Source organism: Antrihabitans stalactiti, from assembly GCF_012932915.1.
Taxonomy (GTDB): Bacteria; Actinomycetota; Actinomycetes; order Mycobacteriales; family Mycobacteriaceae; genus Antrihabitans; species Antrihabitans stalactiti.
In genome coordinates this window covers 384,445-410,263 of the sequence record NZ_VCQU01000001.1, presented here as the reverse complement: position 1 = coordinate 410,263, position 25,819 = coordinate 384,445, and the positions used below count along the sequence as shown (strand labels likewise).

27 protein-coding genes are annotated in these 25,819 nt (G+C 63.0%); 12 read left to right on the top strand and 15 right to left on the bottom strand.

Going from position 1 to position 25,819, the window contains the following annotated elements; genetic code table 11:
• The first annotated feature begins 7 nt into the window (after positions 1-7).
• The 3 genes from FGL95_RS02050 to FGL95_RS02040 all read left to right on the top strand — a co-directional run bounded on the left by FGL95_RS02050 (position 8) and on the right by FGL95_RS02040 (position 2,603).
• Positions 8-880 (top strand): transketolase, encoded by an 873-nt coding sequence (locus FGL95_RS02050; protein ID WP_169585193.1) that lies wholly within the window; start codon positions 8-10, stop codon positions 878-880.
• Position 881: 1 nt separating this feature from the next.
• A complete protein-coding gene (locus FGL95_RS02045) occupies positions 882-1,874 on the top strand; it encodes a transketolase family protein (RefSeq protein ID WP_169584506.1) in 993 nt (330 codons plus the stop codon).
• 72 nt (positions 1,875-1,946) lie between these two features.
• Positions 1,947-2,603 (top strand): GntR family transcriptional regulator, encoded by a 657-nt coding sequence (locus FGL95_RS02040; RefSeq protein ID WP_169584505.1) that lies wholly within the window; start codon positions 1,947-1,949, stop codon positions 2,601-2,603.
• 28 nt (positions 2,604-2,631) lie between these two features.
• Here FGL95_RS02040 and FGL95_RS02035 read toward each other — a convergent pair whose 3' ends face one another.
• Together FGL95_RS02035 and FGL95_RS02030 are read right to left on the bottom strand one after the other, a co-directional pair.
• Complete coding sequence (locus tag FGL95_RS02035; protein WP_169584504.1) at positions 2,632-3,144, bottom strand: ATP-binding protein; 513 nt, start codon at positions 3,142-3,144, stop codon at positions 2,632-2,634.
• 265 nt (positions 3,145-3,409) lie between these two features.
• Positions 3,410-5,089, bottom strand: coding sequence for a PucR family transcriptional regulator (locus tag FGL95_RS02030; RefSeq protein WP_169584503.1), 1,680 nt, complete (start codon positions 5,087-5,089; stop codon positions 3,410-3,412).
• Between the two features lie 432 nt (positions 5,090-5,521).
• On the opposite strand from FGL95_RS02030, the gene FGL95_RS02025 reads away from it, so the two are divergent.
• Entirely contained in the window at positions 5,522-5,818 is a 297-nt protein-coding gene (locus FGL95_RS02025) for a putative quinol monooxygenase (protein ID WP_169584502.1), read from the top strand.
• Between the two features lie 347 nt (positions 5,819-6,165).
• Here FGL95_RS02025 and FGL95_RS02020 read toward each other — a convergent pair whose 3' ends face one another.
• Positions 6,166-6,309 (bottom strand): hypothetical protein, encoded by a 144-nt coding sequence (locus FGL95_RS02020; protein WP_169584501.1) that lies wholly within the window; start codon positions 6,307-6,309, stop codon positions 6,166-6,168.
• 150 nt (positions 6,310-6,459) lie between these two features.
• Positions 6,460-6,885, bottom strand: coding sequence for a MarR family winged helix-turn-helix transcriptional regulator (locus tag FGL95_RS02015; protein ID WP_169584500.1), 426 nt, complete (start codon positions 6,883-6,885; stop codon positions 6,460-6,462).
• 89 nt (positions 6,886-6,974) lie between these two features.
• Between FGL95_RS02015 and FGL95_RS02010 the strand changes: the two genes are divergently transcribed.
• Positions 6,975-7,739, top strand: a complete 765-nt coding sequence (locus FGL95_RS02010; RefSeq protein ID WP_338079679.1) for an alpha/beta fold hydrolase — start codon at positions 6,975-6,977, stop codon at positions 7,737-7,739.
• Between the two features lie 249 nt (positions 7,740-7,988).
• Here the strand turns inward: FGL95_RS02010 and FGL95_RS02005 are convergent, their stop codons facing one another.
• Positions 7,989-8,489 carry a hemerythrin domain-containing protein gene (locus FGL95_RS02005; RefSeq protein WP_169584499.1) on the bottom strand — a complete coding sequence of 167 codons (501 nt, stop codon included), beginning with the start codon at positions 8,487-8,489 and terminating at the stop codon, positions 7,989-7,991.
• Between the two features lie 216 nt (positions 8,490-8,705).
• Here FGL95_RS02005 and FGL95_RS02000 point away from each other — a divergent pair, with 216 nt between their 5' ends.
• The gene (locus tag FGL95_RS02000; RefSeq protein ID WP_169584498.1) at positions 8,706-9,092 is read left to right on the top strand and encodes a DUF1622 domain-containing protein; all 387 of its coding nucleotides are present in this window, start codon (positions 8,706-8,708) and stop codon (positions 9,090-9,092) included.
• A 33-nt stretch (positions 9,093-9,125) separates the two neighbouring features.
• Here FGL95_RS02000 and FGL95_RS01995 read toward each other — a convergent pair whose 3' ends face one another.
• From FGL95_RS01995 to FGL95_RS01985, 3 genes are all read right to left on the bottom strand, one after another.
• Positions 9,126-9,410 carry a hypothetical protein gene (locus tag FGL95_RS01995; protein ID WP_169584138.1) on the bottom strand — a complete coding sequence of 95 codons (285 nt, stop codon included), beginning with the start codon at positions 9,408-9,410 and terminating at the stop codon, positions 9,126-9,128.
• A 184-nt stretch (positions 9,411-9,594) separates the two neighbouring features.
• Positions 9,595-10,719, bottom strand: a complete 1,125-nt coding sequence (locus FGL95_RS01990; protein ID WP_169584497.1) for a diguanylate cyclase — start codon at positions 10,717-10,719, stop codon at positions 9,595-9,597.
• A gap of 191 nt (positions 10,720-10,910) precedes the next feature.
• Entirely contained in the window at positions 10,911-11,114 is a 204-nt protein-coding gene (locus tag FGL95_RS01985; RefSeq protein ID WP_169584496.1) for a DUF7489 domain-containing protein, read from the bottom strand.
• Positions 11,115-11,184: 70 nt separating this feature from the next.
• On the opposite strand from FGL95_RS01985, the gene FGL95_RS01980 reads away from it, so the two are divergent.
• The 4 genes from FGL95_RS01980 (at position 11,185) to FGL95_RS01965 (ending at position 15,674) form a co-directional block, all read left to right on the top strand.
• A complete protein-coding gene (locus tag FGL95_RS01980) occupies positions 11,185-11,805 on the top strand; it encodes a TetR/AcrR family transcriptional regulator C-terminal domain-containing protein (RefSeq protein WP_169584495.1) in 621 nt (206 codons plus the stop codon).
• Positions 11,806-11,815: 10 nt separating this feature from the next.
• Positions 11,816-12,712, top strand: a complete 897-nt coding sequence (locus FGL95_RS01975; protein ID WP_169584494.1) for a class I SAM-dependent methyltransferase — start codon at positions 11,816-11,818, stop codon at positions 12,710-12,712.
• Positions 12,713-13,048: 336 nt separating this feature from the next.
• Entirely contained in the window at positions 13,049-13,780 is a 732-nt protein-coding gene (locus FGL95_RS01970) for a dienelactone hydrolase family protein (protein ID WP_169584493.1), read from the top strand.
• Positions 13,781-13,853: 73 nt separating this feature from the next.
• Entirely contained in the window at positions 13,854-15,674 is a 1,821-nt protein-coding gene (locus FGL95_RS01965; RefSeq protein WP_169584492.1) for an alpha/beta hydrolase family protein, read from the top strand.
• Positions 15,675-15,677: 3 nt separating this feature from the next.
• Here FGL95_RS01965 and FGL95_RS32830 read toward each other — a convergent pair whose 3' ends face one another.
• Genes FGL95_RS32830 through benA form a run of 4 tightly spaced genes read right to left on the bottom strand, consistent with a single transcriptional unit; the run spans position 15,678 to position 23,029 of the window.
• On the bottom strand, positions 15,678-18,383 hold the full coding sequence (locus FGL95_RS32830; protein ID WP_169584491.1) for a LuxR C-terminal-related transcriptional regulator: 2,706 nt from the start codon (positions 18,381-18,383) through the stop codon (positions 15,678-15,680).
• 20 nt (positions 18,384-18,403) lie between these two features.
• The gene (gene benC / locus FGL95_RS01955; protein ID WP_169584490.1) at positions 18,404-21,088 is read right to left on the bottom strand and encodes a benzoate 1,2-dioxygenase electron transfer component BenC; all 2,685 of its coding nucleotides are present in this window, start codon (positions 21,086-21,088) and stop codon (positions 18,404-18,406) included.
• Positions 21,089-21,119: 31 nt separating this feature from the next.
• Entirely contained in the window at positions 21,120-21,641 is a 522-nt protein-coding gene (gene benB / locus FGL95_RS01950; protein ID WP_169584489.1) for a benzoate 1,2-dioxygenase small subunit, read from the bottom strand.
• Positions 21,638-23,029, bottom strand: coding sequence for a benzoate 1,2-dioxygenase large subunit (benA, locus tag FGL95_RS01945; RefSeq protein ID WP_169584488.1), 1,392 nt, complete (start codon positions 23,027-23,029; stop codon positions 21,638-21,640). The genes benB and benA overlap by 4 nt, the downstream gene beginning before the upstream one ends.
• 174 nt (positions 23,030-23,203) lie before the next feature.
• Here benA and FGL95_RS01940 point away from each other — a divergent pair, with 174 nt between their 5' ends.
• Together FGL95_RS01940 and FGL95_RS01935 are read left to right on the top strand one after the other, a co-directional pair.
• A complete protein-coding gene (locus FGL95_RS01940) occupies positions 23,204-24,091 on the top strand; it encodes a LysR substrate-binding domain-containing protein (protein WP_169584487.1) in 888 nt (295 codons plus the stop codon).
• Positions 24,092-24,155: 64 nt separating this feature from the next.
• Entirely contained in the window at positions 24,156-24,620 is a 465-nt protein-coding gene (locus FGL95_RS01935) for an SRPBCC family protein (RefSeq protein ID WP_169584486.1), read from the top strand.
• Between the two features lie 34 nt (positions 24,621-24,654).
• Here the strand turns inward: FGL95_RS01935 and FGL95_RS01930 are convergent, their stop codons facing one another.
• The 3 genes from FGL95_RS01930 to FGL95_RS01920 all read right to left on the bottom strand — a co-directional run bounded on the left by FGL95_RS01930 (position 24,655) and on the right by FGL95_RS01920 (position 25,803).
• Entirely contained in the window at positions 24,655-25,047 is a 393-nt protein-coding gene (locus FGL95_RS01930) for a tail fiber domain-containing protein (protein WP_169584485.1), read from the bottom strand.
• A 9-nt stretch (positions 25,048-25,056) separates the two neighbouring features.
• Positions 25,057-25,197 carry a hypothetical protein gene (locus tag FGL95_RS01925; protein WP_169584484.1) on the bottom strand — a complete coding sequence of 47 codons (141 nt, stop codon included), beginning with the start codon at positions 25,195-25,197 and terminating at the stop codon, positions 25,057-25,059.
• A 132-nt stretch (positions 25,198-25,329) separates the two neighbouring features.
• Positions 25,330-25,803, bottom strand: a complete 474-nt coding sequence (locus FGL95_RS01920; protein WP_169584483.1) for a MarR family winged helix-turn-helix transcriptional regulator — start codon at positions 25,801-25,803, stop codon at positions 25,330-25,332.
• Positions 25,804-25,819 lie beyond the last annotated feature (16 nt).

Sequence of the window (25,819 nt, the reverse complement as noted above, 5' to 3'; positions counted from 1 at the left end):
CGCAACCATGCGCAACGACAGCACAACAACCCGCTCCACCCGTATCGCACACGTCACCGAATTCGCGTACCGCATGCGCCACCACGTCCTGAACATGGGCGAAGAGCAGGGACAGGGCTACGTCGGCCAAGCACTCGGTGCCGCCGACATCCTCGCCACCGTCTACGGTGACCAACTCCGCTACCGTGCCGCAGATCCGGATTGGGACGGCCGTGACCGCTTCCTGCTCTCGACCGGGCACTACGCGATCGGGCTCTACGCCGCGCTCGGCCAAGCCGGAATCGTCGCGATCGACGAGTTGCTGACGTACGGATCGGACGACTCGAGGTTGCCGATGTCGAGCATGTCTACCTACACCCCGGGCATGGAGATCTCCGGCGGTTCGCTGGGGCACGGGTTGACGATCGCGGTGGGAATGGCGTTGGGACTGCGGCACCGTCGGTCGACGGCACGCGTGTTCAACTTTCTCTCCGACGGCGAACTCGACGAAGGCTCCACGTGGGAAGCGGTGCTGGGCGCACACCATCACGGGTTGTCCAACCTGACTGCGATGGTCGACATCAACGCGCTACAAGCCGACGGCGCAACGGCCGGAATCCTCGACATCGAACCGGTCCACGACAAATGGTCGGCATGCGGTTGGTATGTCCAACGCGTCGACGGCAACGACGTTGGAGCGTTAGTAGAGGCATTCGATAACGCCGCAGCCGAGTCCGTCGCACAGGGTCGACCGTCGGTCATCTTGTGCGACACCCGAATCGGCAACGGTGTCACCATGCTCGAAAACCGGGAGAAGGCGCATTTCATGCGTATCGACGAACCCGAATGGCAGATCTGCCGAGACCAACTCACCGCTACACATCACGCGAAAGATGCCTGAAATGACCACTGCTGCAACGCCGAAGCTGAAAACCTCGGCCATGATCGCCTCGTTCGTCGACCCGGGCCAAAAGACCGTGTCCGCACCGTTCGGCCACGCACTCGTCAAGGCGGCCAGTGCCGATGATCGGATCGTCGGTCTGTCCGCCGATCTTTCCAAGTACACGGACATGCATATCTTCGCCAAGCAGTTCCCCGAGCGCTTCTTCCAGATGGGTATGGCCGAGCAGTTGCTGTTCGGGGCCGCAGCGGGCATGGCGCAAACCGGGCTGATTCCTTTTGCCTCAACATATTCGGTCTTCGCCGCACGACGTGCGTACGACTTCTTATGCCTCGATGTCGCCGAACCCAACCTCAACGTCAATATCGTCGGCGGACTCCCCGGACTCACCACCGGATACGGACCCAGCCACCAGGCCACCGAAGACATCGCCATTTTCCGCGGGATGCCCAACCTCGCCATCGTCGACCCGTGCGACTCCGTCGACATCGAGCAAGCGGTGCCACAACTCGCCGCAAGCGAGGGTCCGACCTATCTGCGGCTGCTGCGCGGCCAGGTCGCCACCGTGCTCGACGAATATGACTACACCTTCGAACTCGGCAAGGCCAAAGAACTCCGTGCAGGCAACGACGTCGTCTTCATCACCAGCGGGCTGATGACGATGCGAGCCCTGCAAGCGGCCGATCGCCTCGCCGCTCACCACGTCGACGTAGGTGTGGTTCATACCCCGACCATCAAACCCTTCGACGCGGAAACGGTTCTGGCGCAAGTGAATACCCCACGGCTTGCGGTGACTCTGGAGAACCACACCGTGATCGGTGGCTTGTTCGAGACCGTCGCTGCTGCGATGGCGCGTACGGGAATCGGCAAGCGGGTGGTGCCGATCGCGCTACCGGACGAATTCCTGCACGCCGGAGCGTTGCCAACCCTGCACCAGAGATACGGACTGTCCACCGACCGGATCGTGGAACGCGTCTTGGAGGAACTCGGCTGACCGACGACGTACGATGACTGTCGACAGACCATTCGTCGACTGTCAACGGACAACGACTCTCAGGAGGCATCGATGGCACAACCTGCCGCACTGTTGGGACTGGAAAAAACCAGCCTGCGCCAGCAAGCCGTCGATGCGCTGCGCCGAGCCATCACCAGCGGTCAGCTTGCGCCGCGTTCGCCGCTGGTCGAGACCGAACTGTCCGAGATGCTCCAGATCAGCCGCGGCACACTGCGGGAAGCGATGCGGCAGTTGCAGCAAGAAGGGCTGATCACGGTCGGTGCGCGCGGTCGACTGATCGTGCGGCACCTCGACGACAAGGAAATCCGCGATATCTTCGCCGTCCGCGCCGCGCTCGAATCGCTCGCCGCGCGGGAACTCGCGCAGCTACCCGACCGCGCTCCCGCGATCGCCACCTTGCGAGCCACCCTCGACGCCATGGCACGTGCCGGGAACGAAAACCTCGAGGGCCGCATCGAAGCCGACCTCGAATTTCACCGCACGCTGTGCCGACTGACTGGAAACGAAACACTTCTGCACTCATGGATTTCGTTGGAAGGCTCGATCCGAATGTCGATCATGTTCGCCGGGCTCGGCAAAGCGGTCGGCAACATGGACGTCGACCGGCACAACGAAATCGTCGACGCCATCGACACCGGCGACGCGGACCACGCAATACAGGCCGTCCACACCCACATGGCATGGGCAGCAGCGAACCTCGTCGCTTGAGTCCACGGTTGCCGAAGTCTTGCCGCGTTCACACTGGCAGGGAAGAAGGCGAGCCCATATCCGACCCGGCCGGACGCGGGAGTGTCAAGGCAGGAGGGTCTGTCGAGATTGTCCACGCCAACGTCACTCGGGTTCCGGTCGCGGAGGCGTCGATTTCGGCATGGTGGGTGAGCGCATGGATGAGTGGGATTCCACGGCCGCGCACCGACAAGGGGTCTGGCGCGGCCACTCGCCAGCGGCCCTGGTCGGAGACGATGACGGTCAACTCGTCGTCGGTGGGGTCGTAGACCGCGTGCAGCGCGATCGAGTCGTCGGCACGGCGGTTGGGGTAGGCGTGTTCGGCGGAGTTGGCCAGTGCCTCATTGGTGGCCAACAAGATGTCGCCGAGCAGGTCGGGATCGAGACTGAAATGCCGTTGCAGCCAAGTGTCTACGGCGGTGCGCAGAATCCGGACACCGAGGGCGTCGGCGAGGCTCGCGAGTACCAATTGGATCGGGCCGGAGTCGCCGGAGCGGTGGTCCTCGGTGGGGTTGACTCTCATAGTGTGTCGCGGGTACCCGCGAAGGTGGTGTTTCACCCAGTCATAGGGTGCGGGTGAACCCCCAGGTGCTGGCTAGTGGCGGCGCCGAGGTCTGGGGCGACTGTACGAACATCCCGCGGCAGCGACATCGCGAGCGCAGGTGAACGGATGTGCGTGAGACCGCCCAGGCTGCAACGCTGCCATAAACAGACAGGTCTGTTTATGGCTGACGCCCTCGCAAAGCGGGTGTCGGTGCTGGACACAGCGCACCCTCTTCAGGTTTCTGTCAGCCATCAGGATTCAGGAAGCGCCACGCCCGTGTCGCGGCGTGCAGGTTGAACCGTGTGTCGACGTTGCGGAGGTCGTGTCCGGTGAGTTCGGCGATGCGCGCCAGCCGGTAACGAAGCGTGCTGCGATGGATGTGCAGTGCAGCCGCGGATTCGTCATAGTTTCCACCGCACTCCAGGTAATCGCTCAGGGTCATCACCAGGTCGGCCTTCTTGCTGTCGTTGTAATCCAGCAGTACGCCTAGCCATTCGCGCACGAAGCTTTCGACCTCTCCGCCGCCGTGAGCGGCGTCGATGAGGCGATAGAAGCCAAGTTCGTCGAACGCGGCTGCGCCTTGCGGACTGACTGAGCGCAGGCGGATGCTCATGGCCCGACGGGCGTCCATGAAAGACTGCGGAAAGTCCTCGGGTACCGAGCATCGGGAGCCGATACCTACGACGCTGCAGGTCTCGCCAAGCAATTCACTGATCGTGCGGTGCAGCGCCTGTGGGTCGGGGCGGCCGTCGGTGAGCAGCACGACCAGACCGGCATGGCGCCCTTGTAGATAGTTCAGTTGTAATGCGGTTGCGGCGCGCCCGGCGACGGCGTTCAGCGAGTTCTCGGAGCGACCGATACTTTTCATGACCACTACGTAATGCGGGCACCGCAGGTCGTGGTTCAGTGCGTCTGCGCGAGCGTAGGCCCCATCCCGGTCGGTGCCTGCCAGCAAGTCGTCGACGAGATCGCGGCGCAGGTTCAGTTCGATCTCAGCGACGGTTCGCCGGTGCGAAAGTTCCAGTGCCAGAACGATGGCACCGTAGCGCAGAGCGAACCAGTCGTCTTCGGTCATCGTATCGTCGGGGTCGTTCAGGGCGAGGAGACCGAGGATCTCTGCCAGGGGTTGGATGAGTACGAGTACCCGCCGTCCGAGTCGTGCTCGACCGTGCTGTGCGGCCAACTCGTGCAGTACGAGCTCGCGCTGGCGCGCCTCATGTTTGGGGTAGGGGTGTGGTAGTCCGGGTCCAGCCCAGCAATGGAGGTTGCCGAACCGGTCCTCGATCGCCACCGCACGCCCTGTCAGGTCATACAGGGCATCGGCGATTCCTTGGGAGCCCGTCCCCGCGGCGAGCGCCCTGCTCAATGCTTCGTGCACCTTGGTTTGCCGCTGTAATCGCGCCACTGTTGCAGCGAGTTCACGGTTCGCTTCCTTCAGGTCGGCGTGCGTGTTCTTCGACTGCGCAACGCCCCAGTCTCCGCCCTGCGTAGCGGCATGTGCCAGGGCAGCGCCGGTCCGCTGGGCCAGAATGGTCAGCAGCTGGGTTTGATCCTTCGTCGGTGCGCCGGCGGCGCTCACCACCAGGCACCCGTTGACCGCTCGTCGGTAACGCAGCGGGAACGCCCACCCCCACCGGCCGTCTTCTACGTCGATCTGGCCATCCCAGTTGGACTGACGGTGCCGTTCGGTCTCGGGGTGTTCTGGCTGAGACGGTGGAAACCGGATGAATTCGCCGTTGACCGATCGGTAACTGGCCTCGACCCGGCAGGGCCCGAGTCCACCCACCGCGGCGGTGGCCGCTCGGAAGATTTCACCGGCATCGGAGTTGTCGAAAGCGACCCGCGACAGGGCCGCCAAACCAGCTGAGAATGCCTGTTCGATCGGGGAGCTGCGCTGTTTCGGGCCGTGCGATTCGCCGTTCATCTTAAGGTGGCCACACTCAGGCGCCCTTTCTCGAGCGAATCGTGGCCGGACGGTCCGTTAACGCATCACCGTGAAGGGATATCCGAAGCGGCGTTCGCTAGCGCCCTTCCGGTCCGAAGTCCGAAGTTCACCGAACATCCGCTGACCGAACTCTACTCCGCTGTAGTGCAGGTCGAAGGCGATCTTTGCTTCTGCTTGCGCTCGTCCGGCGCGTGCGGGTGATCGGTGATAGGGCACGACGGCATACTCCCTGTCTGCTGGCAGGCCCTGACTGGCTGGGGTGAATTGCTACCCGCACCTTCACCCTGCCGGGACCAGGAAATCGGCGGTCCAAACGCAGATCCTTGGGTGGTAGGCAGCGCATGACGCTTCAGGCATAAGGCGCGATTCTCGACTGTTCCGATCATCCATTCCAAAAGAGAGAGATCAACCATGGCCACAAAGGCGTTGCTGGTACGGCTCGAGGCCAAGCCCGGCAAAGAAAGCGCAGTCGAAGAATTCCTTCTGTCCGCGTTGCCGCTAGTCGAGCAGGAACCCGGCACGAAACCATGGTTCGCGGTCAAGTTCGGTCCGTCCACGTTCGGCATCATCGACGCATTCCCGGACGATGCTGCACGCGAGACGCATCTCGGCGGCCCCGTTGGGAAGGCTCTCATGGAAAAAGCCGACGAGCTCTTTGCCTCGCCACCCGACATCAGCTATCTCGACGTTCTCGCCAACAAGCTCTGATGTTCACCTGTCTTCGCCGTCCTATCATTGGAAGCAGGCGCCACACTATCGATTCGCCAGGATCCGCTGCGCGGTAACGACATCCGATGGTCCACCAGGTCGGCGAATTGGACCGCGAGCGGGTGACGGAACGGTCCAGGTTGGCCAGCGCGTTGCTTCCCATCGCGGCCAACTTGGAGCGGGCGATCGCCCATACGACTGGACAGTCGGGCGTGATTCTCGAGGGCCCTGCGAAGCATTCTCGATCGGCGTTCCAGGTGCTTGCGCAGCTTAGTCGCTGCGCGGACCGCTTCGACCGGAGGCCGCCCCGCCAGTCGGCGGCCGTCCATCGGTGATTGTTCGGGTGGCTATGCGGCCGTATTCGGATTTGTGCGGTGCGATTCACGGTCGACGAAGGTGGAGGCAATCGCAGCCGCTTCGCGTTCGTGAAAACCCATCTTGATCAGGGCTTGTTTGAGCGATTCGCATTCTTCGGTGCTGTAGTGGCGCATCGCGTCTCCCGTTGGTTATCGGTTGGACGAGAGCGCCGGTGCCCCGCTTGTCTACTTGTGATTCGTCTGACAATCAGTCTCTGTTACCGGTGATAGCACACATCGACTCATCGGCGCATCGGTGACCGCGCTCAACCTCGTTTGCTCGAGTCAGGGAGCCTGCAGAAGTTTCACCAGACGTGCCATGACGGGACCGGCATTCCGCAGTGTTTCGCGCTCGGCGGCAGTGAGATGCTGCATGGCAGCGCCCAGTACGTGGTCGACCTGCGTGTCGTAAGCGGCGAGCAAAGTCAACGCTTTCGACGAAGCCGTCACCGTCACGAGCCGTCGGTCGTCGCTGGTGCGCAGCAGGTCGACGAGGTCGGCACGCTGCATCGCGCCGAGCAGATTACTCATCGTGGACCGAGCGAGTTGCATCCTTGCGGCCAGTTCGCTGGTGGTGGAGAACTCCTGCTCCTCGAGGATTCGGAGCACCTCTATCTGAGCATCCGGAATGTCGGGCAGCTGTGCGGCGGTTCGTGCCGCCCGGGTGAGCGTGCGCTTGAGGGATCCGAGCTGTTTGCCGAACTCTGTCATCGCTTACCTTCCATTAACGATTGACAACAAACAGTGTTTGCATACAAACTTACCTGGCAAATCTACCACCAAGACGTAGGGGCGAGTCCGTGTCAACCAAAGCGCCATTGATGTTGCTGCACGGCGTGACGATGTCCGCCTCGGCCTGGGACGACGTTGCGCCGCTACTGGCCGACGATTTCGATCTCATCGTGCCAACTGCCGTGGGGCATCGCGGCGGTCCGCCGAGGAGCGGCCACACGACGATCGAGCGGCTCGTCGACGTAACCGAGCAACTCCTGGACGAGCGCGGATTGAGTAGCGTCCACGTCGCTGGAAACTCGCTGGGCGGGTGGATGGCCATCGAGCTCGCGCGCCGCGGACGCGCCCGTTCGGTATGTGCGTTGTCGCCGGCAGGTTTCTGGACTCCTGGAACGCACGACAACACCGGCGCGACCAACGTGTTGATACGTACAAAGCGCCTTGCTGAGCTCTCCCGAGTGCTCGCACCGATAGTGACCTGGCCGGCGTTTGCCAGGAAGCTGATGCTGCGTGATATCGCCGTGCATGGCGATCGACTGAGCCAGTCGCAGACGCTGGCGATCGTTCAGGATGTCGTTGAGTGCTCGGCCGCAGCAGATCTTCTAGGGACCACGGAAAGTGTGGCGCGAATGGACATACTCCCGTGCCCGATCACCCTGGTGTGGGCGGAGAAGGATCGACTATTTCCGCCGTCGGTCAATGGAGTGATCGCTCAACAGCGCATTCCCGGCGCCCAGTACGTCGTGCTGCCCGGCGTCGGGCATGTGCCAATGATCGACGATCCCGCTCGATGCGCAGAAGTCATCCGCTCCACCGTCGATATGGCTGCCTAGGCGCACGGCGTCACCGTCGACGAACGGCCGAACACGCTGTACGGACCGGATTCACAGCCCATCAGTCATATCGGCAGTCGCATTGGCCGGAGTTGTCCTCGAGATCGAAGGTGTCGCCACAGTACGGGCACTGCCACATTCCTGAGCGTGCCTCGATTGCCGCGCGAACGGGCTCGACGCCTGACTCTTCGGCTGACGTAACAGGCTGTTCGTCCTCTTTGTCGACCACTCGGCTGGGTAGTGGCGCGTTCACGAAATGACCGCGTCGACGACTTTCTTGACTGCTGAGGGTTGGGCGGGCGAACGTGGGGCTTTCTTTTCTAGCTCGAGCATTTCCGCGCCAATTTTCTGCAGCTGTGTTCGCGACAGTTGCTTGCGAACCTTCGGGAACCAGTCCTCTTCCTCTTCTTGAATGTGGTGTTCGACGTTCTCGATCAATACAGTGGTTTTCGCGTCGAACCGCTCCGCGCTCGGCGCCATCGACACCAGCTCCATGACCAGTACATCGGCGACGTGATGCTCTTCGTAGGATTCGAGGATGTCGTCTTCGAGATCCGGAAGTAGTTCTCGCACTTGCGGATACATGCACTCGTTCTCCAGATAGGTGTGCACGGTCAATAGTTCGATGATCTTCTTTACGAGACGACCTTTTTCGGCATCGGCATTCGGTCCGGCATTCTTGAAGTCACGAAATACTCGTTTGATCTCTTTGTGGTCGTTTTTGAGCATGACGATTGCATCGGTCGACATCGGGATCTCCTCGGAAAGTCTTTGGCCGGCTCATCATCTACAAGCCGTGCTCTGGAGTAATTCCCAATTCGAGCGGATGTGAAACCGCGCTGGCAGCACGGGAATCGGAGGCTGAAATATCCGTCCGACCTGGCATGATCTAGATCATTCGGGGCTTTGCTCAGCACCAGACGGACGTCGCGGCTCGATCGTCTTCTCGAACAGGAAGGCACACGTATGCACAACGCCAAGTTCTTCGAGTTGGCGACGGATTCGTTCGAACTGCTCGGCGTTCTGTCGATGGTCCTCGGGTTCGTGTTTGCGTTCGGCCTTGCCGCGGTGAGATGGAGACGCACCAGCGATGGCGCGCTGGCGTTCAAGACGTTACGAAATTCATTGGGCGGCGCAATTTTGCTCGGTCTCGAATTGCTTGTGGCGGCAGATATCGTCAAGACCGTCACCTCAGCGCCGTCGCTGCAAGATGCCGCCATTCTCGGACTGATCGTGCTTATTCGGACGGTGCTGAGTTTGTCCATCGAAGTTGAAATCGAAGGTGTCCCACCTTGGAAGAGGGCACTGACCACGGGTCCGGAGGTCCTGGTACGCGCAGCTAGGAACGCCTAGATCCCGGTCAACGCCTGATTCCTCCGATGAATGTCAGTTGTGGACGCACATCCATTCGGTGCCGTAGTGGGCGGCATTCCCGCCGTCGAGGTGCACCCAGTGACCGTCGGGTTCGCAGGGCGCGCCTTCGGTTGGAACGGGCCCAGGGGGAGGGGTAGCTATGACGCCGGGAAGACCCCGAAAAAGCCCGTCTGGCAGCGGAATCGAGATGCCTGGGAACGGCTGCCACACGTCAGCCTGTGCGGTGCCGGTTACCAATAGTGGCGATGCGAGTGCGGCCGTCACTGCGGCGGTCAGTATTGCTGCACGATGCTTCATGCGGTCCTCCATGGGACGGGTCGGCACTGCTCTGGGACAGCGACCTTATCGGCAGCTGAGCGAAAATGCTAGCGAAGCGGACGCCTATCCGCCGGAGCGCGTCGCAGCCTTCACTGCATCGATGGCAACCGCATCATGGCTCGGGACGCTCGATAACTTGCGTCATCTTCGAACGATGAGACGCCTAATCGGGATCGAGCACCAGGGCGTCGTCGACGACCACCGCGTTGCGGCCGTTGTGCTTGGCCCGGTACATAGCCCGGTCGGCGCGAGCGAGGAGGGCATCGAGTTCTCGAGTCTGCGGTAACGCCGTGCGCAGCCATTCTGCCGCGGGCGCGGCGGCCACGCCGAGGCTGGCTGTGACGTGTGCGCGGTTCGCCGGGGCGGCGATCGCCACCCGAATTCGTTCTGCCAAGTCTCGGACAGCGGATAGCGGAACAATGTCGACGACGACGAATTCCTCGCCGCCCAGACGGGCGACCACTGCGCTACCGCGAACAACGGACTTGATCCGGTGCCCGGTCCGGATGAGTACTTCGTCGCCGACCACATGACCGAGTGTGTCGTTGACGTCTTTGAACCGATCGAGGTCGATGGCGATCATCACAAGCTGGGCATCGTCGGCCGCCGAGTCCGCGGTAACGATGTTGCGTGCGGACCGTTGCAGTCCGCGCCGGTTCAACAGTCCCGTCAGCGGATCGTTGAGCGAGTCGACTGCGTCAGCACGGAGCACCCAGAATCCGATATGCAGGAACGGCGGGATGAAGACCACAACGAAATACGCCACCAGACCCGTGACAACGGCAAGTGGAAGATCCCCTTCTCGACCGGAAGCCAGGAGCACACCGAGCAGCAGTATCGATATCAATGCACAGCTCAGATGCACTGCGAGTGCTCTCGCTCCATGGAAGAATGTCGCGTAGGCACCAACCAGCACGAGTGTCATAAGCCCGAACATGCCGACCAGGTGATTGCTGGTTTGCAGGCACACCACGGTTACACCGATGTCGGCACAGACGACGAACGACGTCGACACCACTGGTGACGGCCACGGACCGAACCACCAGAAGAGCAGCCAGCCGATCGCGACCGCCGAGACCAGCAGATTGACTGTTCGGCTTGCGGCGCTCATCGGTCCCGCAGGCGAATCGAGTATTGCCGCAGGTATCACGCCCATCGCGGCGACTCCAGCGCCGATCAGGATCTTGACGGGGCGGAGAATTCCACGTGACTCGAGGTAGTCGAGAATCCATCGATACTCGGATGGCGCATTCCACCATGCTTGCAGTAGTGCGAACGCACCCGTCACCGTCAGCCCTCCGTCCGAGTGTCGGGATTGTCGGTGACCCTCAGCGGAACGTTACTCGGCTACTGCGCGGCTACCTGCCTCCCAGTGCTGGATCTTACTGTCGGAGGGCCTGCGACCGCCTGCTCGACGGCCGCATCACACCGGAGAGAACTTCACCCTGTGCGTGGCGGCTCTGGATGCGACGGTTGCCATCACGCCAACCTTGCGAGCTGGCCGGGCTTCTTGACGAGCCGGTCGCCGACGTTGAGTTCCTTCCACAGGGCCCGCTCGACCCTGACCTTCTCCGTGCCGCCGGCGTCGGTCTCGACGGTGACCCTTCGGTAGAGGTTCGAGCCGTCCAACAGTGCGCGCGACTTCTTGACCACTGTGCCGCTCCAGGCGTCTTCGTTTGCCACGTCGTCCCCTTTCGTCGCCACCAAGACTATCAACGATAACCTTGGCCGCAAATGACGATATCCTCGATCCATGCCGTACCCGTCGCGCACTGACCGGCGGTCGATCGTGGCGGCCGCGATCACGCTGCTGGACGAGCGAGGGCTGGACGACGTTTCGCTCCGTGCAATCGCGACGCAACTCGGCATCCGCCAACCGGGTCTGTATCACCACTTCTCCAGCAAAGCTGCGCTGCTGGACGCGGTCGCAGACGAGATTCTCGATCGCTGGCACACCGACCGGCTGCCGGCAGACGGTGAGCAATGGGAGGAGTTCGTCACTAGGAACGCTCGCAGCCTGCGCCGGGCGATGCTCAGCGTCCGCGACGGCGCCCGGCTGATCGCGGCAGCAGGCTCCCGCAGCCCGCGGCTCGATAACGCGATCGCACAGGTTTCCCTGCTGGAAGATGCGGGCTTCAGTGCAACGGACGCTGTGCTCGCGCTGATCGCTTTGTCGCGTTACACGATTGGCTCCGCGATCGAACAGCAGACGACTCGCGACAATGGGGACATCGTCATCGACACGGACCGGAACGACGACGCAGCGGCTCACATCATCGCCGTGACGAGACAAGTCGTCGCTCTCGGCCAGGATCACGAATTCGAGACCGGCCTTGCGGCCCTCGTCCGAGGCCTCGCGCCAGTTCGTGAGTAGCTTCGTCAGTATGGAGAACGAACCCAGCCGGACAGCCCTCACGACTGCGTACGCCCGTGCCTATCACCAAATTGCCGACCGGCCAACGATTCTGACCGATCCGCTCGCGGCGCGCTTACTGGGCGTAACGGCGGATGAGCTGGCCGAATTGGGCCAGCCGACGGGGGATAATCCCGGCGCGGGCCTGGGAGTTCTGCAGGTGGGTGTCACTGATCGGCCGCGCCGCTTGTTCTTTGCTGCACGTTCCCGCTTCGCCGAGGACCGGGTGGCCGAGGCCGCCGCTGCCGGAGCGCGACAGGTCGTAATCCTCGGCGCGGGCCTGGATACCTTCGCGTTCCGCAATCCGCATGCTGGCCTGCGGGTATTCGAGGTCGACCATCCCGCGACCCAAGCGTGGAAGCGTGAACGCCTCACCGTGTCCGGGATCGACCAGCCCGAGGGGTTGACCTTCGTGCCGGTCGACTTCGAAACCGACACATTGGCAACACAATTGGAGACTGCCGGATTCAGCCGGACCGAGGCGGCAGTATTCGTGTGGCTCGGTGTCGTCTTCTATCTGACGCCGGACGCGGCCCGCGCAACCCTCGAATACGTTGCTGGCCAACCGGGTCCGGTCGAGGTGATCTTCGATTACCTGCAGTCGGCGAACACCGACCAGGATCGTGCACAGATGCAGGTTCGCGAAAATCGAGCGGCTGCTGTCGGTGAACCCTGGTTCAGCTATTTCACTCCCGACGGCATCGCCGCACAGTTGCGCGCGCTCGGCTTCGCCGATATCGAAGACCACTCAGCGACGGACCTCATTGCTGGGTACCTCGATGGCTCCGCGGAATTCGAGGGCGAACCGCAGGCGCTACGCCCGGTCCGCATAGTGCGGGCGAGCCGCGGACAAGCTGCGCCCTCGTGAGTCTTTTCGGAGTCTATAGACTCCGAAAAGACTCACATGGGTGTGCGCGGACTCATAACCAACGGCTATCAACAAGCGAATTCACCCCTGTTTGCGCCCGGCCGCGCCGACGTGGCGTACGCCCCCACCCTGCGTATACGGACAGCAGACCTAGCCACCGCAGAAAACCTGTTGGCGACGACGGTGGCCGCTGCTAGCCTTCCGGAGTCCGTGCGAGAGATAGAGGAGGTGGTACCCGTGAATGCAGTAACGACATGGGTGCTCCCTTCGCGGGTCACGGTCGGGCGATAGGTCGTCCGGGAGCGCCATTTCTGAGCACTCCCGAAAGGCACGACCATGCACTTCACTGCTGAACAGCACCTCGACGACGGCGTCGTCGAACGAAAATTCACCCTTGGCGAGATCCCCGGCATTCTCTGGACGCCCGCAACCGAATCAGCACCAGCACCGCTGATTTTGATCGGCCATCCCGGCGGACTGAACATGATGTACCCCCGACTGGTTGCTCGGGCACGGCATGCCGCGGCGCAGGGATACGCCTCGGCGACCATCGAACTACCCGGGAGCGGTGATCGGCCCCGTTCCGCCGCCGCCGACCAGGCCCGCGCCGACCTGCGCGGGGCGCTGGCCGCTGGTGAGCCGGTGAGCGATGACATCGTCGACCGGCTCGTCCTTCCACTGGTCGAGAAGGCGGTCCCAGAATGGCAAGCCGTCTTGGACGCCCTGCTTGCGCTGCCCGAGATCAGGGGCCCGATCGGATACTCCGGAGGGGTGATCGCCATCGGCGTCCGGCTGGCCGTGGTCGAGCCGCGCATTTGCGCCGCCGTGCTGTTCGCGGGGAGCTATGTGCCCCGCACCATCTTCGAGGAAGCCCGGCGGGTCACGATTCCGCTGCATGTCCTGCTGCAGTGGGACGACGAAGGAAACGACCGGCAGATGGCGCTGGACTTGTTCGACGCGTTCGGATCCGAGGAGAAGTCGCTGTACGCAAATATGGGCGGCCACACCGGCGTCCCACAGTTCGCGGGGGAGGAGGCGAACCGGTTCCTCGGCCGCCACCTGACCTGACAACGGGTCGAACCACTAAGCGAAATCCGTTGACAAGATCGCGTCGGCAGGCATAGTGAACGTGTCGCTTCGCGTGCAGGCGGCACGAGAGGTGCTGATGCTGCGTTCACGGCGGGTCGCCCGAGGAACTGCAGCGTGCTGCGCGAGCGTCCTACTTGTATTCGGTGGCGGCGCAACGGCCGTCGGCGATCCGCCGCCGCCACCGGTTGCAAATACACCGACGACTGCGGTGAATGTCGACCCGCTGTACATGCTGTTCAACGCATTGATGCTGCTCGAGGGCTATCAACGCACCTTGAGTCCTGCCTCGCTGCAGTTCTGGGCCGATCACATCCTGAGTTTTCCTGGCCGCGTGGGCGAAAGCCTGCAGAACATGCTCGACCCAGCGCAGTACCAGACGCCGGAAGGTCAGGTGCGGCTGCGTGACAACGTGCAGAAATTGCTCGACGACGCCAGCCACCTCAATCCGAACCTCGGTGGCGCATCGGCGATCCCTGCCAACCCCGACTATCTGCCGAACTGGGGCAACAACGGCCGCTTCGGAACAGCGTTGGACAGCGCACTCGACAGCGACCGCCTCGACGTCGCGCACGCAGGCAATGTGGGACTGACTGCGAAGTTCCGTTACCCGTGTACCGCGGCGGACGGCGCGGTGACCTACGAAATCCGCAGCGGTGCTTGCGTTCCCGGCGATACGCCCGGTGCCGATTTCAAACAGGGCGAGGCTCGCAAGATCCAGATCGTCAACTCGCGCGGGATGCGTCTTGCCGCGACGCTGTGGCTGCCGGAAGCGGCGCTGGACCCTGCAAACACCGAGAAGTTCCCGATGACCGTTTTCACCAACGGTGTCGGTTCGATCCAATCGTCGTTCTACCTCTACACAATGAGTGCGGCGCGCCGCGGCTACATCGGACTCACCTTCGACGAGGCAGGCCAGGGCGGCAGCGACGGGACGGCTGTCGACCTCGTCGTTCCATACAACACGCCGCATTGCTTCGCGTCCGGACCGTGCCGGGACATCGAAGACGTCATGCACTGGGTGGTCGGCGACGACGTGCTGCCGTCCGTGAACCTGTACAACGAACTTCCTGACGTATCGAGCTTTTCCGCGCTCTGGAATACCTTGCGGTTCCCACGGATCGGCGAGCGCTACAACCCTGCCTATGCGCCGGCAGGCATCAATATCCGCAACCCGGTCCGTGATCTGATCGACGTGGACCGCATCGGCGTCTGGGGCCAGTCGATGGGATCGGTCGCGACGAGTCACTACCTCTGGGACGTCGGGCGAGGGCAGGGCATGGACGGTCGTCCGCTGCCGAAACCCGCAGCGGCAGTGCTGATGTCCGGGCTCGAACCAACCAAGGGCGACGTGCCAACCCTGGCAATCACCGCGGACCTCGACATCCCGGGCTTGACGGCAGGCAGCGTGTTCCCGATCAACGACATCTACGACCCGACCGACGGACCGCTCGGCATGAAGTCCTGGTACGACTGGGTTCGCGACCATTCGAAGAGCACTGCGCCACTGGAAATTCTCACGATCAAAGGCGGCAGTCACTTCGACACGGAGAACCTCAACTTCATCTATCCGCAGACCGCCGGAGCGCGCAAGACGACGTCGGATTACGCCGTCGACTGGTTCGACTGCAATATCCGGCGCGACGCAGCGGCCTGCGTTCGCGTGGTCACGCCGACAGCAGGATTGTCCCAATCAGTCGCGACCGAAATCTCGCCGACCGGACCCGCCGGACCCAGCTACTGCGTGACCGTCCCGACCGAGCAGAGTTTCGGGACCATCTTCGCGCCGATCAGAAATGCGCTCGATTGGCTGTACAACGAACCCCAGCCGCACCCGTGCGTAGCCGGTCAGCCCATTCCGATTCCATACGGCTGAAGGCTATTCCGGCGCGCTGCCAGGTCCACGAGCGGCTGCGAGTTCGGCGCGCGACCGGATGCCCAGCTTCGCGTAGACCCGCGTCAGGTGGAACTGCACAGTTTTGACGGAGAGAAACAGCTCGGACGCGACCTCGCGGTTCGTCATTCCCGTTGCCACCAAGCCCGCGACCGCGTCCTCCTGGGGAGTGAGATCGTCGTGAGCGCGGTCTTTCAGCACGGCGTGCAGTCCACCGGCTTTGAGTTCGCGATCACAGCGACGCACATAGGTCGTCGCGCCGATCGAGAGGTAGCCGTCGCGTGCCGCGGAGATCACGCTGTCTGCTTCGCGCCGTTTTCCGGCTCTACGCAATGTCTGTCCGTACGCGAAGTTCACCCGAGCGCGGTCGTAGACCAGCGGCAGCGGCGTGAGCAGCGCAAGCGCAGCGTCGAATGCCGCACGTGCAGCATCGATGTCGCCGCGAGCACCGAGTAGGCGACCGCGGGCGCACCCGAGGCGAGCTTGGGCGGAGCGATGACCTCGGACCGCAACGCGCGCTTCGTGCTTAGTGAGAAAACTGTCGGCATCGGCGAGCCGTCCCTCTTGGACGAGTGCGTTCGCATAGACATCGGGCCATGGCCAGAATCCGGGTTCGGCGATGTCGTTGCCCGCCCAGGGCTCGGTCAGCGGCGCAAGCGCTCTGATGACAGCGGCGTAGTCCGCGCGCGCCTCGGCGATCGCGGCGTGCGCCAAAGCCGATGGCACGCGCATGATCTCGTAGTCCCGGGCGCCTGCGTTGCCGAGCCGGGCGCTGTCCGCCGCAGCATCCCAATCGCCCCGCAAGGCGTGAATTTGCGTCGCCGTCCATTGGAGCAAGGGGCGGATCAACGCGGCTCCGGACCGCTCGACCAGGTCGGCGCCCTCCGCTACCAGGCGAAGGGCGTCGTTCCATTCGCCGGTGACGAAGTAGGTCCGGGCCAACCAGGCACGCGCCCAGAGGGATATTCGCGTCGACCCGCCCAGAAAGTCTGTAGGCAACGCCGATTCGAGCTCGGCACGAGCCAGTTCGACGTCGTCGGTTGCGAGATGAAGCCAGCCCGCGCCCATCTGTACGCGCTGCCCAACCGCACCCGTGCTCGCGTGGCCCCACAGGTCGCGATAGCTGGCCAAAGCCTCGGTGACGCGTCCCGTTCCGCCGAGTCCCAACCCGCGAATTGCTTGCGCTTCTACGGCAGTCGCGTTGTCGGCACCGACCAGCTCGACCGCCCGGTCCGCCCAGCGCACAAGGTTTTCACCGTCACAGCGGGCGAGGTTGTGCAGTACTTGACGATGGCAGATCACCGCAGCGACATCGGGCTCGTGCCTGGCCCGCACCAACTGCCACGCGCGCTCCAGACGCGCATTCGCCTCCTGCGGACGCCCGCGCAGTATTGCCAGATATCCCAAGACGGCGTTGCGCATCGGAGTCTCACGCAGGCTTTCGATTTCGGCCACATGACCGGCCGCCGTACGAACATCGCCCGCACCGATCATGGCGTCGACAGCGCGGATCATCATGTCTTGACGCTGATGTGGCTCGATGGCCGACCGACTCGAAAGCTCGAACAGTCTTGCAGCAGTAGCCCATTCGCCATGCGCGGCCCGCTCACCTGCCAGGGTGGCCAGCCTGCCGGACAGGGCGGAGTCAGGTAGCGGCTCCGCGTCTGCGATGTGCGCCAACACGTCGGCAGGATCCTCGAGAACCGCTGCCGCGTCCCGATGCAACTGCGCGCGGTCCGACCGGCTCATGGTCGCCAGGACGGCAGCCCGAGCCATCGGATCAGGTGTGTCGAGTACGGTTGCCGACGATTGCCGTTGCACCACAACAAGACCGAGTTGCTCGACGATGTCGACGACCGGCCACGGATCCCGGATGTCGGCAATCGCACAGACGATCGGGAGCGCGCAGGCACTGCCGAGCACAGCGACGGTGCACACAAGTCTGCGGGCGTCGTCGTCGCAGTTCGCGAGCGTGGCGCGGACAGCCGCGTCGACGAAAGCCGGTGCAGGCAGGTCCGGACGCACGCCTTTCCACGTATCACGTGGCAGCTCGTCGAGGAGGGCGAGGACATGCCGAGGCAGTCCGCCGGTGTGGCGGGTCAGTTCTCCCGCTGCCGACGGCGACAACACGACTCCACGACCGGCCGCCAGTTCGGCGACCTCGGTGATGGTCAGCGGACCGATGTGGACCGTTCGGTCGGCAGCGCGATCGAGGACCTCGTGAGCGCGGACGTCACCGTCGGGCCGGGGACGGCGTGCACAGACCACTGCCACGTCGTCGCTGCGATGATGGCGAATCAGCGAGGCGAGGGCCTTCAACGATTGCGCGTCGACGTCGTGGGCGTCGTCGAGAAGAATCACCGTACTTTGCTCGGTCTGCCGTAGCGCTCCGGCGATCGCGGCCGCGAGGGTCTCGTAATCCTGTTCTGCATCAACGGTATTCACTGTCGGCAGCAACTGCCGAAGCGCACCGAACGGCACCGACGATTCCCACGGAACTCCGGAAGCGTGCTGAATTCGTATGTCCGGGTTGACATCCTGCAATCGAAGCGCCAACTGCTCGAGCGTCGACGTTCGCCCAACTCCGGGCACACCGTCGACGACGACGAAGCTTGCCGCCACGCCGCTGACGGCGCCGACCAGTTCGGCCAGCACCGAAGCGCGACCGACCGGCGGAAGAACGTTCGTCACACCATCACGGTAGCGGTCCGCTAGCCCGTGTCGCCGCCGGCGACCGGAAGGATCGTGCCGGTGATGTAGGACGCCTCGTCGGAGGCTAGGAAGCAGATCGCCGCGGCCTGTTCGTCGAGCGTGCCGTACCGCTTGAGCAGGGACGACTCGACGGTCTGGTCGACGATGGCCTGGTACCAGTCTTTCTCCTGGTCCGTGGCGGGCGCGGGTCCACGAGCGACGCGACGAGGCGGGGCGTCCGTCCCGCCCGGTGCGGTCGCCACAACGCGGATTCCGTGGGGCGCGGCTTCCAACGCCAACGCCGAGGTGATCGCGTTGACACCGCCTTTGGCTGCGGCGTAAGGGACGCGGTGGACTCCGCGAGTCGCGACCGACGAGACATTGACGATGGTGCCGCCGCCGTTCTCGATCATGTGGGGGAGTACCGCCCGGCACGACCAGAGGGTCGGGAACAACGATCGCGAGATCTCCTTCTCGATCTGATCCGGTGGGTATTCGGCGAACGGTTTGGCCCAGATGGTGCCGCCGACAACGTGGATCGAGACGTCGATCCGGCCGTGGGCTGCCATTGCGGTTTCGACGGCGGCCGACGCGCCCTCCCAGGTCTCGAGGTCCGCCAACACACTGGTCGTGCTGACGGTGTCGTTGCCGAGTTCCTCTGCCAGTGAGTCGACGAGTTCCGAACGGTCGGCCAGGATCAGGCTGCCGCCCTCGGCGGCGATCCGGCGAGCGACACATTCGCCGATGCCTTGTGCTGCACCGGTGATCAGGACGGACTTGCCGGCGAACCGACCTGGACTGACGAACTTCGGGCGCTTGCTCGCAACCGTCTCCTGCATTGCCCGTTTCATCGTGATCTTCGACCGCTCCGCGTGGTCGGCGATGAGCGTCCTCGCTCGCTCCCGGTCCTGTGCCTCGAATGCGTCGACGATGTCCAGATGATCTTGCGCGCAACGAGGTTCGCACCACGTTGCGTTGCGCAACGCGTCGGCCATCGCTGCTTTGACGCCGAGTGCTTGATACGCGCGCAGCAGATGCTCGTTGCCGGTCTGGCTGAACAGGTAGTCGTGAAACGCTGCGTTCGTCTCGGTGTAGGCGGCTGCATCGACAAACCGGTCGCCCTCGACGTACCGCGTTGTCGCCTCGGCGAGTAACCGGTAGCCGGCGATCTGGCGTGAGGACAACCGGCCGATGACCAATTCCAATGCGCCCAGTTCGAGTGCTCGGCGCGCCTCGAAGACGGCGTCGGATTCGTGCACGGACGGATGCTCTTCGCCGATCTCGTAGCCATCGGAGGTCGACACTGCCTGCGCAACAACCTCGGCGCGGGGTGCGATCAGCGGCGCGATCTCTCGTTCGGTCCAGATGCATTGCCCGGCAACGGCTCGAGCATCGGGCGCTTCGACGACCCCGGCACCACGATCGAGCGGGGTCGCTTCGGCATCCGAACCGGGCTTGGCGACGCGTTGCCCGGCGATGGCTCGCATCGACGCCAATTCCTCGGTACGCGAAGCAGGTGCGCCAACGCCAGCGAGGCCGGCATAGTCGCGCCGGTCGAAGATCACGCGTCCGAACAGCGTGCGTTTCTCTGCGGAAACTGTTGTAGCGATGGGTGATTCGACGGTAGCTGGTTCGACAGTCTCGACGGCCTCTGGTGCCGCTTCCGGCTCCTCGACCTCGGTGATCGCCGCAACGGTGGTTGCTGCGGCAGGCGCGAATTTCTCGTAGTAGAAGCCGGTCGGCTCGACGCCCTGGTCGGCGAAGTAGGTGCGGACGGACTCCACCATCGGAGGCGGACCGCACAGATACACGGCCACGTCGCCGCCGTTGAGATGTTCTGGGCGAACAAGACTCGTGACGTAACCCTTGTTGGACGCCGAGGACGCGGGATCGGAAACGCAGTAGTCCCACGTGAAGGAGTCGAGAGTTTTGGCGAGGCCGGCGATGGTGTCGAGTTCGACAACGTCGTCGTCGGTACTTACGCCGTACACGAGATGGACCGGTCGAGTGCTCGAATCCTGTTCCAGCTTGCGAAGTATCGACAGGATCGGCGCCAGTCCCGTACCGCCCGCCAGTAGTAGCGCGGGACGTTCGGCCTCGCGCAGGAAGAAGCTGCCGTGCGGCCCGGTGAAGGTGACAGCCGAGCCGACCTTCGCGTGCTCGGACAAGTAGGTGGACATCAGGCCACCTGGCGTCAGCTTGATCAGGAAGTCCAGCTCGTCCGATCCCGGCGCACTGCTGAACGAATACGACCGAGTCTGGTCGCCGCCGGGGATGGTGATGTTGACGTATTGGCCTGGCAGGAACGTCAGCCCGTCCGACGGCGCCTTCACCGCGAGGCGCATCGTCGTCGGCGACAGCGTTTCGACAGCGGTCACAGTTGTCGTGTGCGACGCAGCTTTGGTCTTCGCCACTGCGGACGTACTCGCGATCTGCAACACCAGGTCCGAGCGCGGAGTCATGCTGCACGGCAGGCAATATCCGCTCGCGGCTTCATTCGCGGTGAGTGCGTCGTCGATGTAGTTTCCACCGTCGAAGTCTCCCGATTCGCACATCGCTTTGCAGGTTCCGCACGCGCCGTCGCGGCAGTCGAGCGGAATATTGATGCGTGACCGGTACGCCGCATCGGCGACGGTCTGGCCGTCGTTGCAGTCGATGAAACGAGTGACGCCGTCTTCGAAGGACAGTGCTACGCGGTGAGTCATGGGAGCTCCTCTCTCGGTGACGGCGAGGCGGTCAGAAGTGATAGATGTCGACGACATGGTGGATGTAGTCGTTCTTGAGCACGACGGTCTTGCGGCGAATCAGCGGGGTCTGCCCGGAGAAGTCGATCGTGTAGAACGAGGTGCCGTAGTACGGGTCGATCGTCTTGTATCGGAAATACATTGTGTGCCAGTTGAAACGGACATCGACGATATCGCCGCGGCGCTCGATGACCTCGACGTTGTTGATGTTGTGGCTTGTCCGAGGTTCCGGAATCGATGTGGCGCTGGACCGTTCGGTCCGGATTCGGAACACCCGGTCCTCCAGGCCACCCTTGTTCTCGTAGTAGATCAGCGAGATGTCGGTTTGTGGGTCTTCGGTGAGCAGATCGTCGTCGCCCCAGCTCGGCATCCAGTACTCGACGTCGTCGGCGTAGCAGGTCAGCCACATCTCGAACTCGCGGTCGTCGAGGTAGCGGGCCTCGCGGTAGAGGAACTGCTCGATCGTCGTCTGATCTATTACGGCCGAACGCTTTTCGGCGGTGCTCGCGGTCATCGGACAACCTCTTTCGAGTTCACGTTGTTCGTCTCCGCGGTGCGCTGCCGTTCCACGGCGTCGAGAAGTGTTCTGCGCCAATACCCGTGCTGAACGGTGAACAGCCCTTCGTCCTCGTTCTTGACGCCAGCGGAGATCACCTTGTGCATGTCGAGAGCCTCTGCAACGGGGTCGGGTCCGGTGAGCCAGTGCTCGGCGCCGCGGCTCATGTCGTTCCACGGTGCGTTGGTCGCCTGGAACGTGAGCTGGCACGAGCGGAACTCTTCGAGGTCGTCCGGCGTCGCCATACCTGATGCGTTGAAGAAGTCCTCGTACTGCCGGATCCGGTGCGAGCGTGCCGCTTTGCTCTCACCTTTCGGCGCGATGCAGTAGATGGTGACTTCGGTCTTGTTCGGCGCGATCGGGCGGAAATGCCTTATCTGTGTGCTGAATTGGTCCATCAGATACACGTTCGGATAGATGCACAGGTTGCGGGAGCCCTTGACCATGAACTCGCCTTTGGCGTCGCCGAACTTCTCTTTCAGCGCGTCCATCTGATCCCACAGCGGGCGGTCCTGCGGATTAGCCGCCCAGGTCCAGAGGCACAGGTGTCCGTTGGGGTAGGACCAGTAGCCGCCGCCGGACTTGCCCCAGCCGCCGGCGTCGAGCGCCTTGGTTGTGTTCTTCGACTGCCCGTCGTTGCGACGCGACGTCGTCGCCGCGTAGTTCCAGTGGGTTGCGGTGACGTGGTACCCGTCCGCGCCGTTCTCGGCTTGGACCTTCCAGTTGCCGTCGAAGGTGTACGAGGAGGCGCCGCGTAGAACTTCCAAACCGTCTGGCGACTGGTCGACCAGCATGTCGATGACCTTGGTGGAGTCGCCGAGATGATCCTCGAGTGACGACACATCCGGGTTCAAGCTGCCGAAGAGGAAGCCGCGGTAGCTCTCGAAGCGCGGCACCTTGGTCAGGTTGTGCGATCCTTCGACATCGAAGGTCTCCGGGTAGCCTGCGCCGTCGGGGTCCTTCACCTTGAGCAGAGTGCCGTCGTTGCGGAAAGTCCACCCATGGAACGGGCAGGTGAGGGTGGTCCGATTGTCGGTCTTTCGGCGGCAGATCATCGCGCCCCGGTGTGCACAGGCGTTGATCAGGCAGTGCAGGTCACCGTCCTTGTCGCGAGTGATCACGACAGGCTGACGACCCATGTAGACGGTGAAATAGTCGCCGGGATTGGCAAGCTGACTCTCGTGCGCGAGGTAGATCCAGTTGCCCTCGAAGATGTGCTTCATCTCGAGTTCGAAGACCTCTTCGTCCGTGAAGATGCTTCTGTTCGCACGGTAGATACCAGCGTCGGCATCCTCGATGACGGCGTTGTCGAGGGTGGCTTGTACGTGATCCAAGGTTCCGGTCATCAGGTCCTCCACAGGGGCTGTATTGCTCTTCGAACCAGCCTTACAGCCAGTGGCGACCATCACACCAGGTGTATCGCTAGGCCTTACCTAGGTCTTTATTGATTGCTGCTGCTTATCAATAGATAGGCACTACATCATTGTCAGTGATGTAACTGGCGCATACTGTGAAGCGTCATGGAACTGCGACACCTCGAGCATTTCGTCGCCGTCGCCGAAGAACTGCACTTCGGGCGGGCTGCGGCGAGACTGCGCTTGGCTCAGCCGGCATTGTCGCAATCGGTCCGCCAGCTCGAAGCAGAACTCGGCGTCACGCTCCTCGCGCGAACCACCCGCCAGGTCAGCCTGACGCCCTCTGGCGAATTCTTCTACCGCGAAACGGTCCGCAACCTGGAGAGCCTCGAGTCGAGCGCACGCGCAGTCCGCCGCATCTCCGACGGCCGAGCCGGGCTGATTCGGATCGGCTTCACCGGCACCGCATCCTTCGACCGGCTGCCGATCATCGCCCGCGCGACGAAACAACGTCTTCCTGGTGTTGCCCTCGAAATACACGGCGACCTTTTGACGCCGGGTCTGGTCGAGGGATTGCGTACGAACCACCTGGACCTCGCTGTCCTGCGACCACCTGTCGCCGGCGACGACATCGTCGTCCGGAACATTGCGACGGAGAAGCTCGTTCTGGCACTGCCGATCGACCACCGACTCAGCACGGAACCAGCCCTCGAGGTCAGCGACCTCGCCTACGACGATTTCGTCATGTACTCCGATACTCATTCCGCAGTCAACGATGTGGTGACAAGGAGTTGCCGCGCAGCGGGTTTCACTCCGCGCCGCGAGCACGAAGCCCCCGGCACGTCGGTACTGCTGGCACTGGTCGCAGCAGGGCTCGGTATCGCGCTGGTCCCTGAATCGGTGCGGGCACTGACCTTGGCCGGCGTTGTGTTCCGCGATATCAGCGGGGCCGAGACGATCGATTTGGCCTTGGCGTGGAACCGAAACCAACCGTCGACGTTGGTCGAAACACTGCTCGGTGCACTGGACGAGGCAAATGTGTTCCCGTTCTGATCGCTCGGACCAGATTTCGTGACGATGCGGCATCAAAAGCGCAGGAAAGTGTTGGAATAGGTGGGTGACGGATCCCAGTGCAACAGGAACGATCGAGATAGCCGGGCCCGCCGCGGCGGTCTACGCGGTGGTGAGTGACCCGGCGCAACTGGTCAGCGTCGCCGAAGAGACGACCAAGATCGTCCATCGGCGCGCCAAGGTTGGGCAGGTCGGCGCGCGCTTCATGGGCATCAACCGTCGGGGCTGGCATGTGTGGCCCACGTTGAGCAAGGTCACCGATGCCGACCCAGGTACCCGGTTCGCGTTCGAGGTGGGGGAGTTCGGGATCCCGGTCTCTCGATGGCAGTTCGACATCGAGCCGACTGCCACCGGGTGCCGGGTCACCGAAAGTACGTGGGATCGACGGCCGAACTGGTTCAAACCGGTCACCGCGCCGTTCACCGGGGTCAAGGATCGCCCCTCCGTGAACGAGGAGAACATCGCGAAGACCCTCGAGAGACTGAAGGCTCGGGTCGAGTCTCGAGCCTAGGCAGATGGCAAGTGCCACAACACCTGCCAGCTATTCAGCCCCGGAGTTCCTGGGCGGCGCGCAGTTCTTCGAGTTGTTTTTCCACTTCGACGAGCCGGCGGTACAGGGCCTGAATGCTGGCGATGCACACGCCGTTTGCGTCGACGGCTGAAATGGTCTTCGTCGACGAACCGAGGCCGAACGCTTCCGCGAAGTCTTGTGCCATCGGGCCTAGATGCCTGACCGACTGATGTTCGAAGCCGTATGTCCACGCGCTGACCGGTAGTTCGGCAAGGCGTTCCAAGACCTCGTTGGCGCCCGTCGGTACGGGCCTGGCGTCCGGAGCTTGGCGTCTGAGAACTCGCGATTTCGCCCACGCTGCCGGGTGCAGAAGTGTTGCCCGAATGCGTACTCGCTTGCGGTCGGGTAGTCCGTCGACGCGAGACATGAACTCAGCTCATTCAGTGAGTTCGACGATGTCGTGTTTCACCGACCTGTCACTGATCAGCAACCCGAGACCTGTCGCGAACGCGCCGATTCCCAATCCGACGATGGTGCCTGCGAAACCGATTCCGAGCCCGATAATTGTTCCGATCATGGTTTTCTCCGAGTGATTATTTGACGACTATCGGAAGCCACCCCGGCATAACTTCCGATCAATAGGACTGTTCCAGCGTCCTCCTCGCACAGCGGAGCCACAACCCTTACCCGAGGTGCAATTTCGAGAAGGTCAGCCTTCGCGGGGCCAGGGGTTGTTCTCGAGGGATTCGATCGACTGGTTGAACTTCGCGATCATGTCGTGCAGAAGGGAGACGTCGGCGTCGGACCATTCGTGCACGACGGTGCCAACGTTCTGCCTGCCGCGATCGCGGTCGTCGCGGACCATCTGCCGGCCATGCTCGGTCGCGCGGATTTTGCGAGCCACGCCACCGTCGGGGTCGGGGACACGCTCGACCAATCCGGTCCGCCGCATTGCCGCGACCTGACGGTTCAGCGTCGATACGTCGAGTCGGAACGCTTCCGCCAGTTCCTTCAAGCTCAGCGCATCGTTCTCGCCGAGGCGAATCAGGATGAGGTAGGCCGAGCGGTCCAGCTGTTGCCCGCTGCGGTGTGCGAGCGCGGAAAGGTAGTGGCGGGACAGCAGCGTCAGCTCGTGTTCGAGCCCGGCGAGCTGGTCGGTGACTGTGGTCTGCGTCGCTTTCATCGCCCACCATTATGCA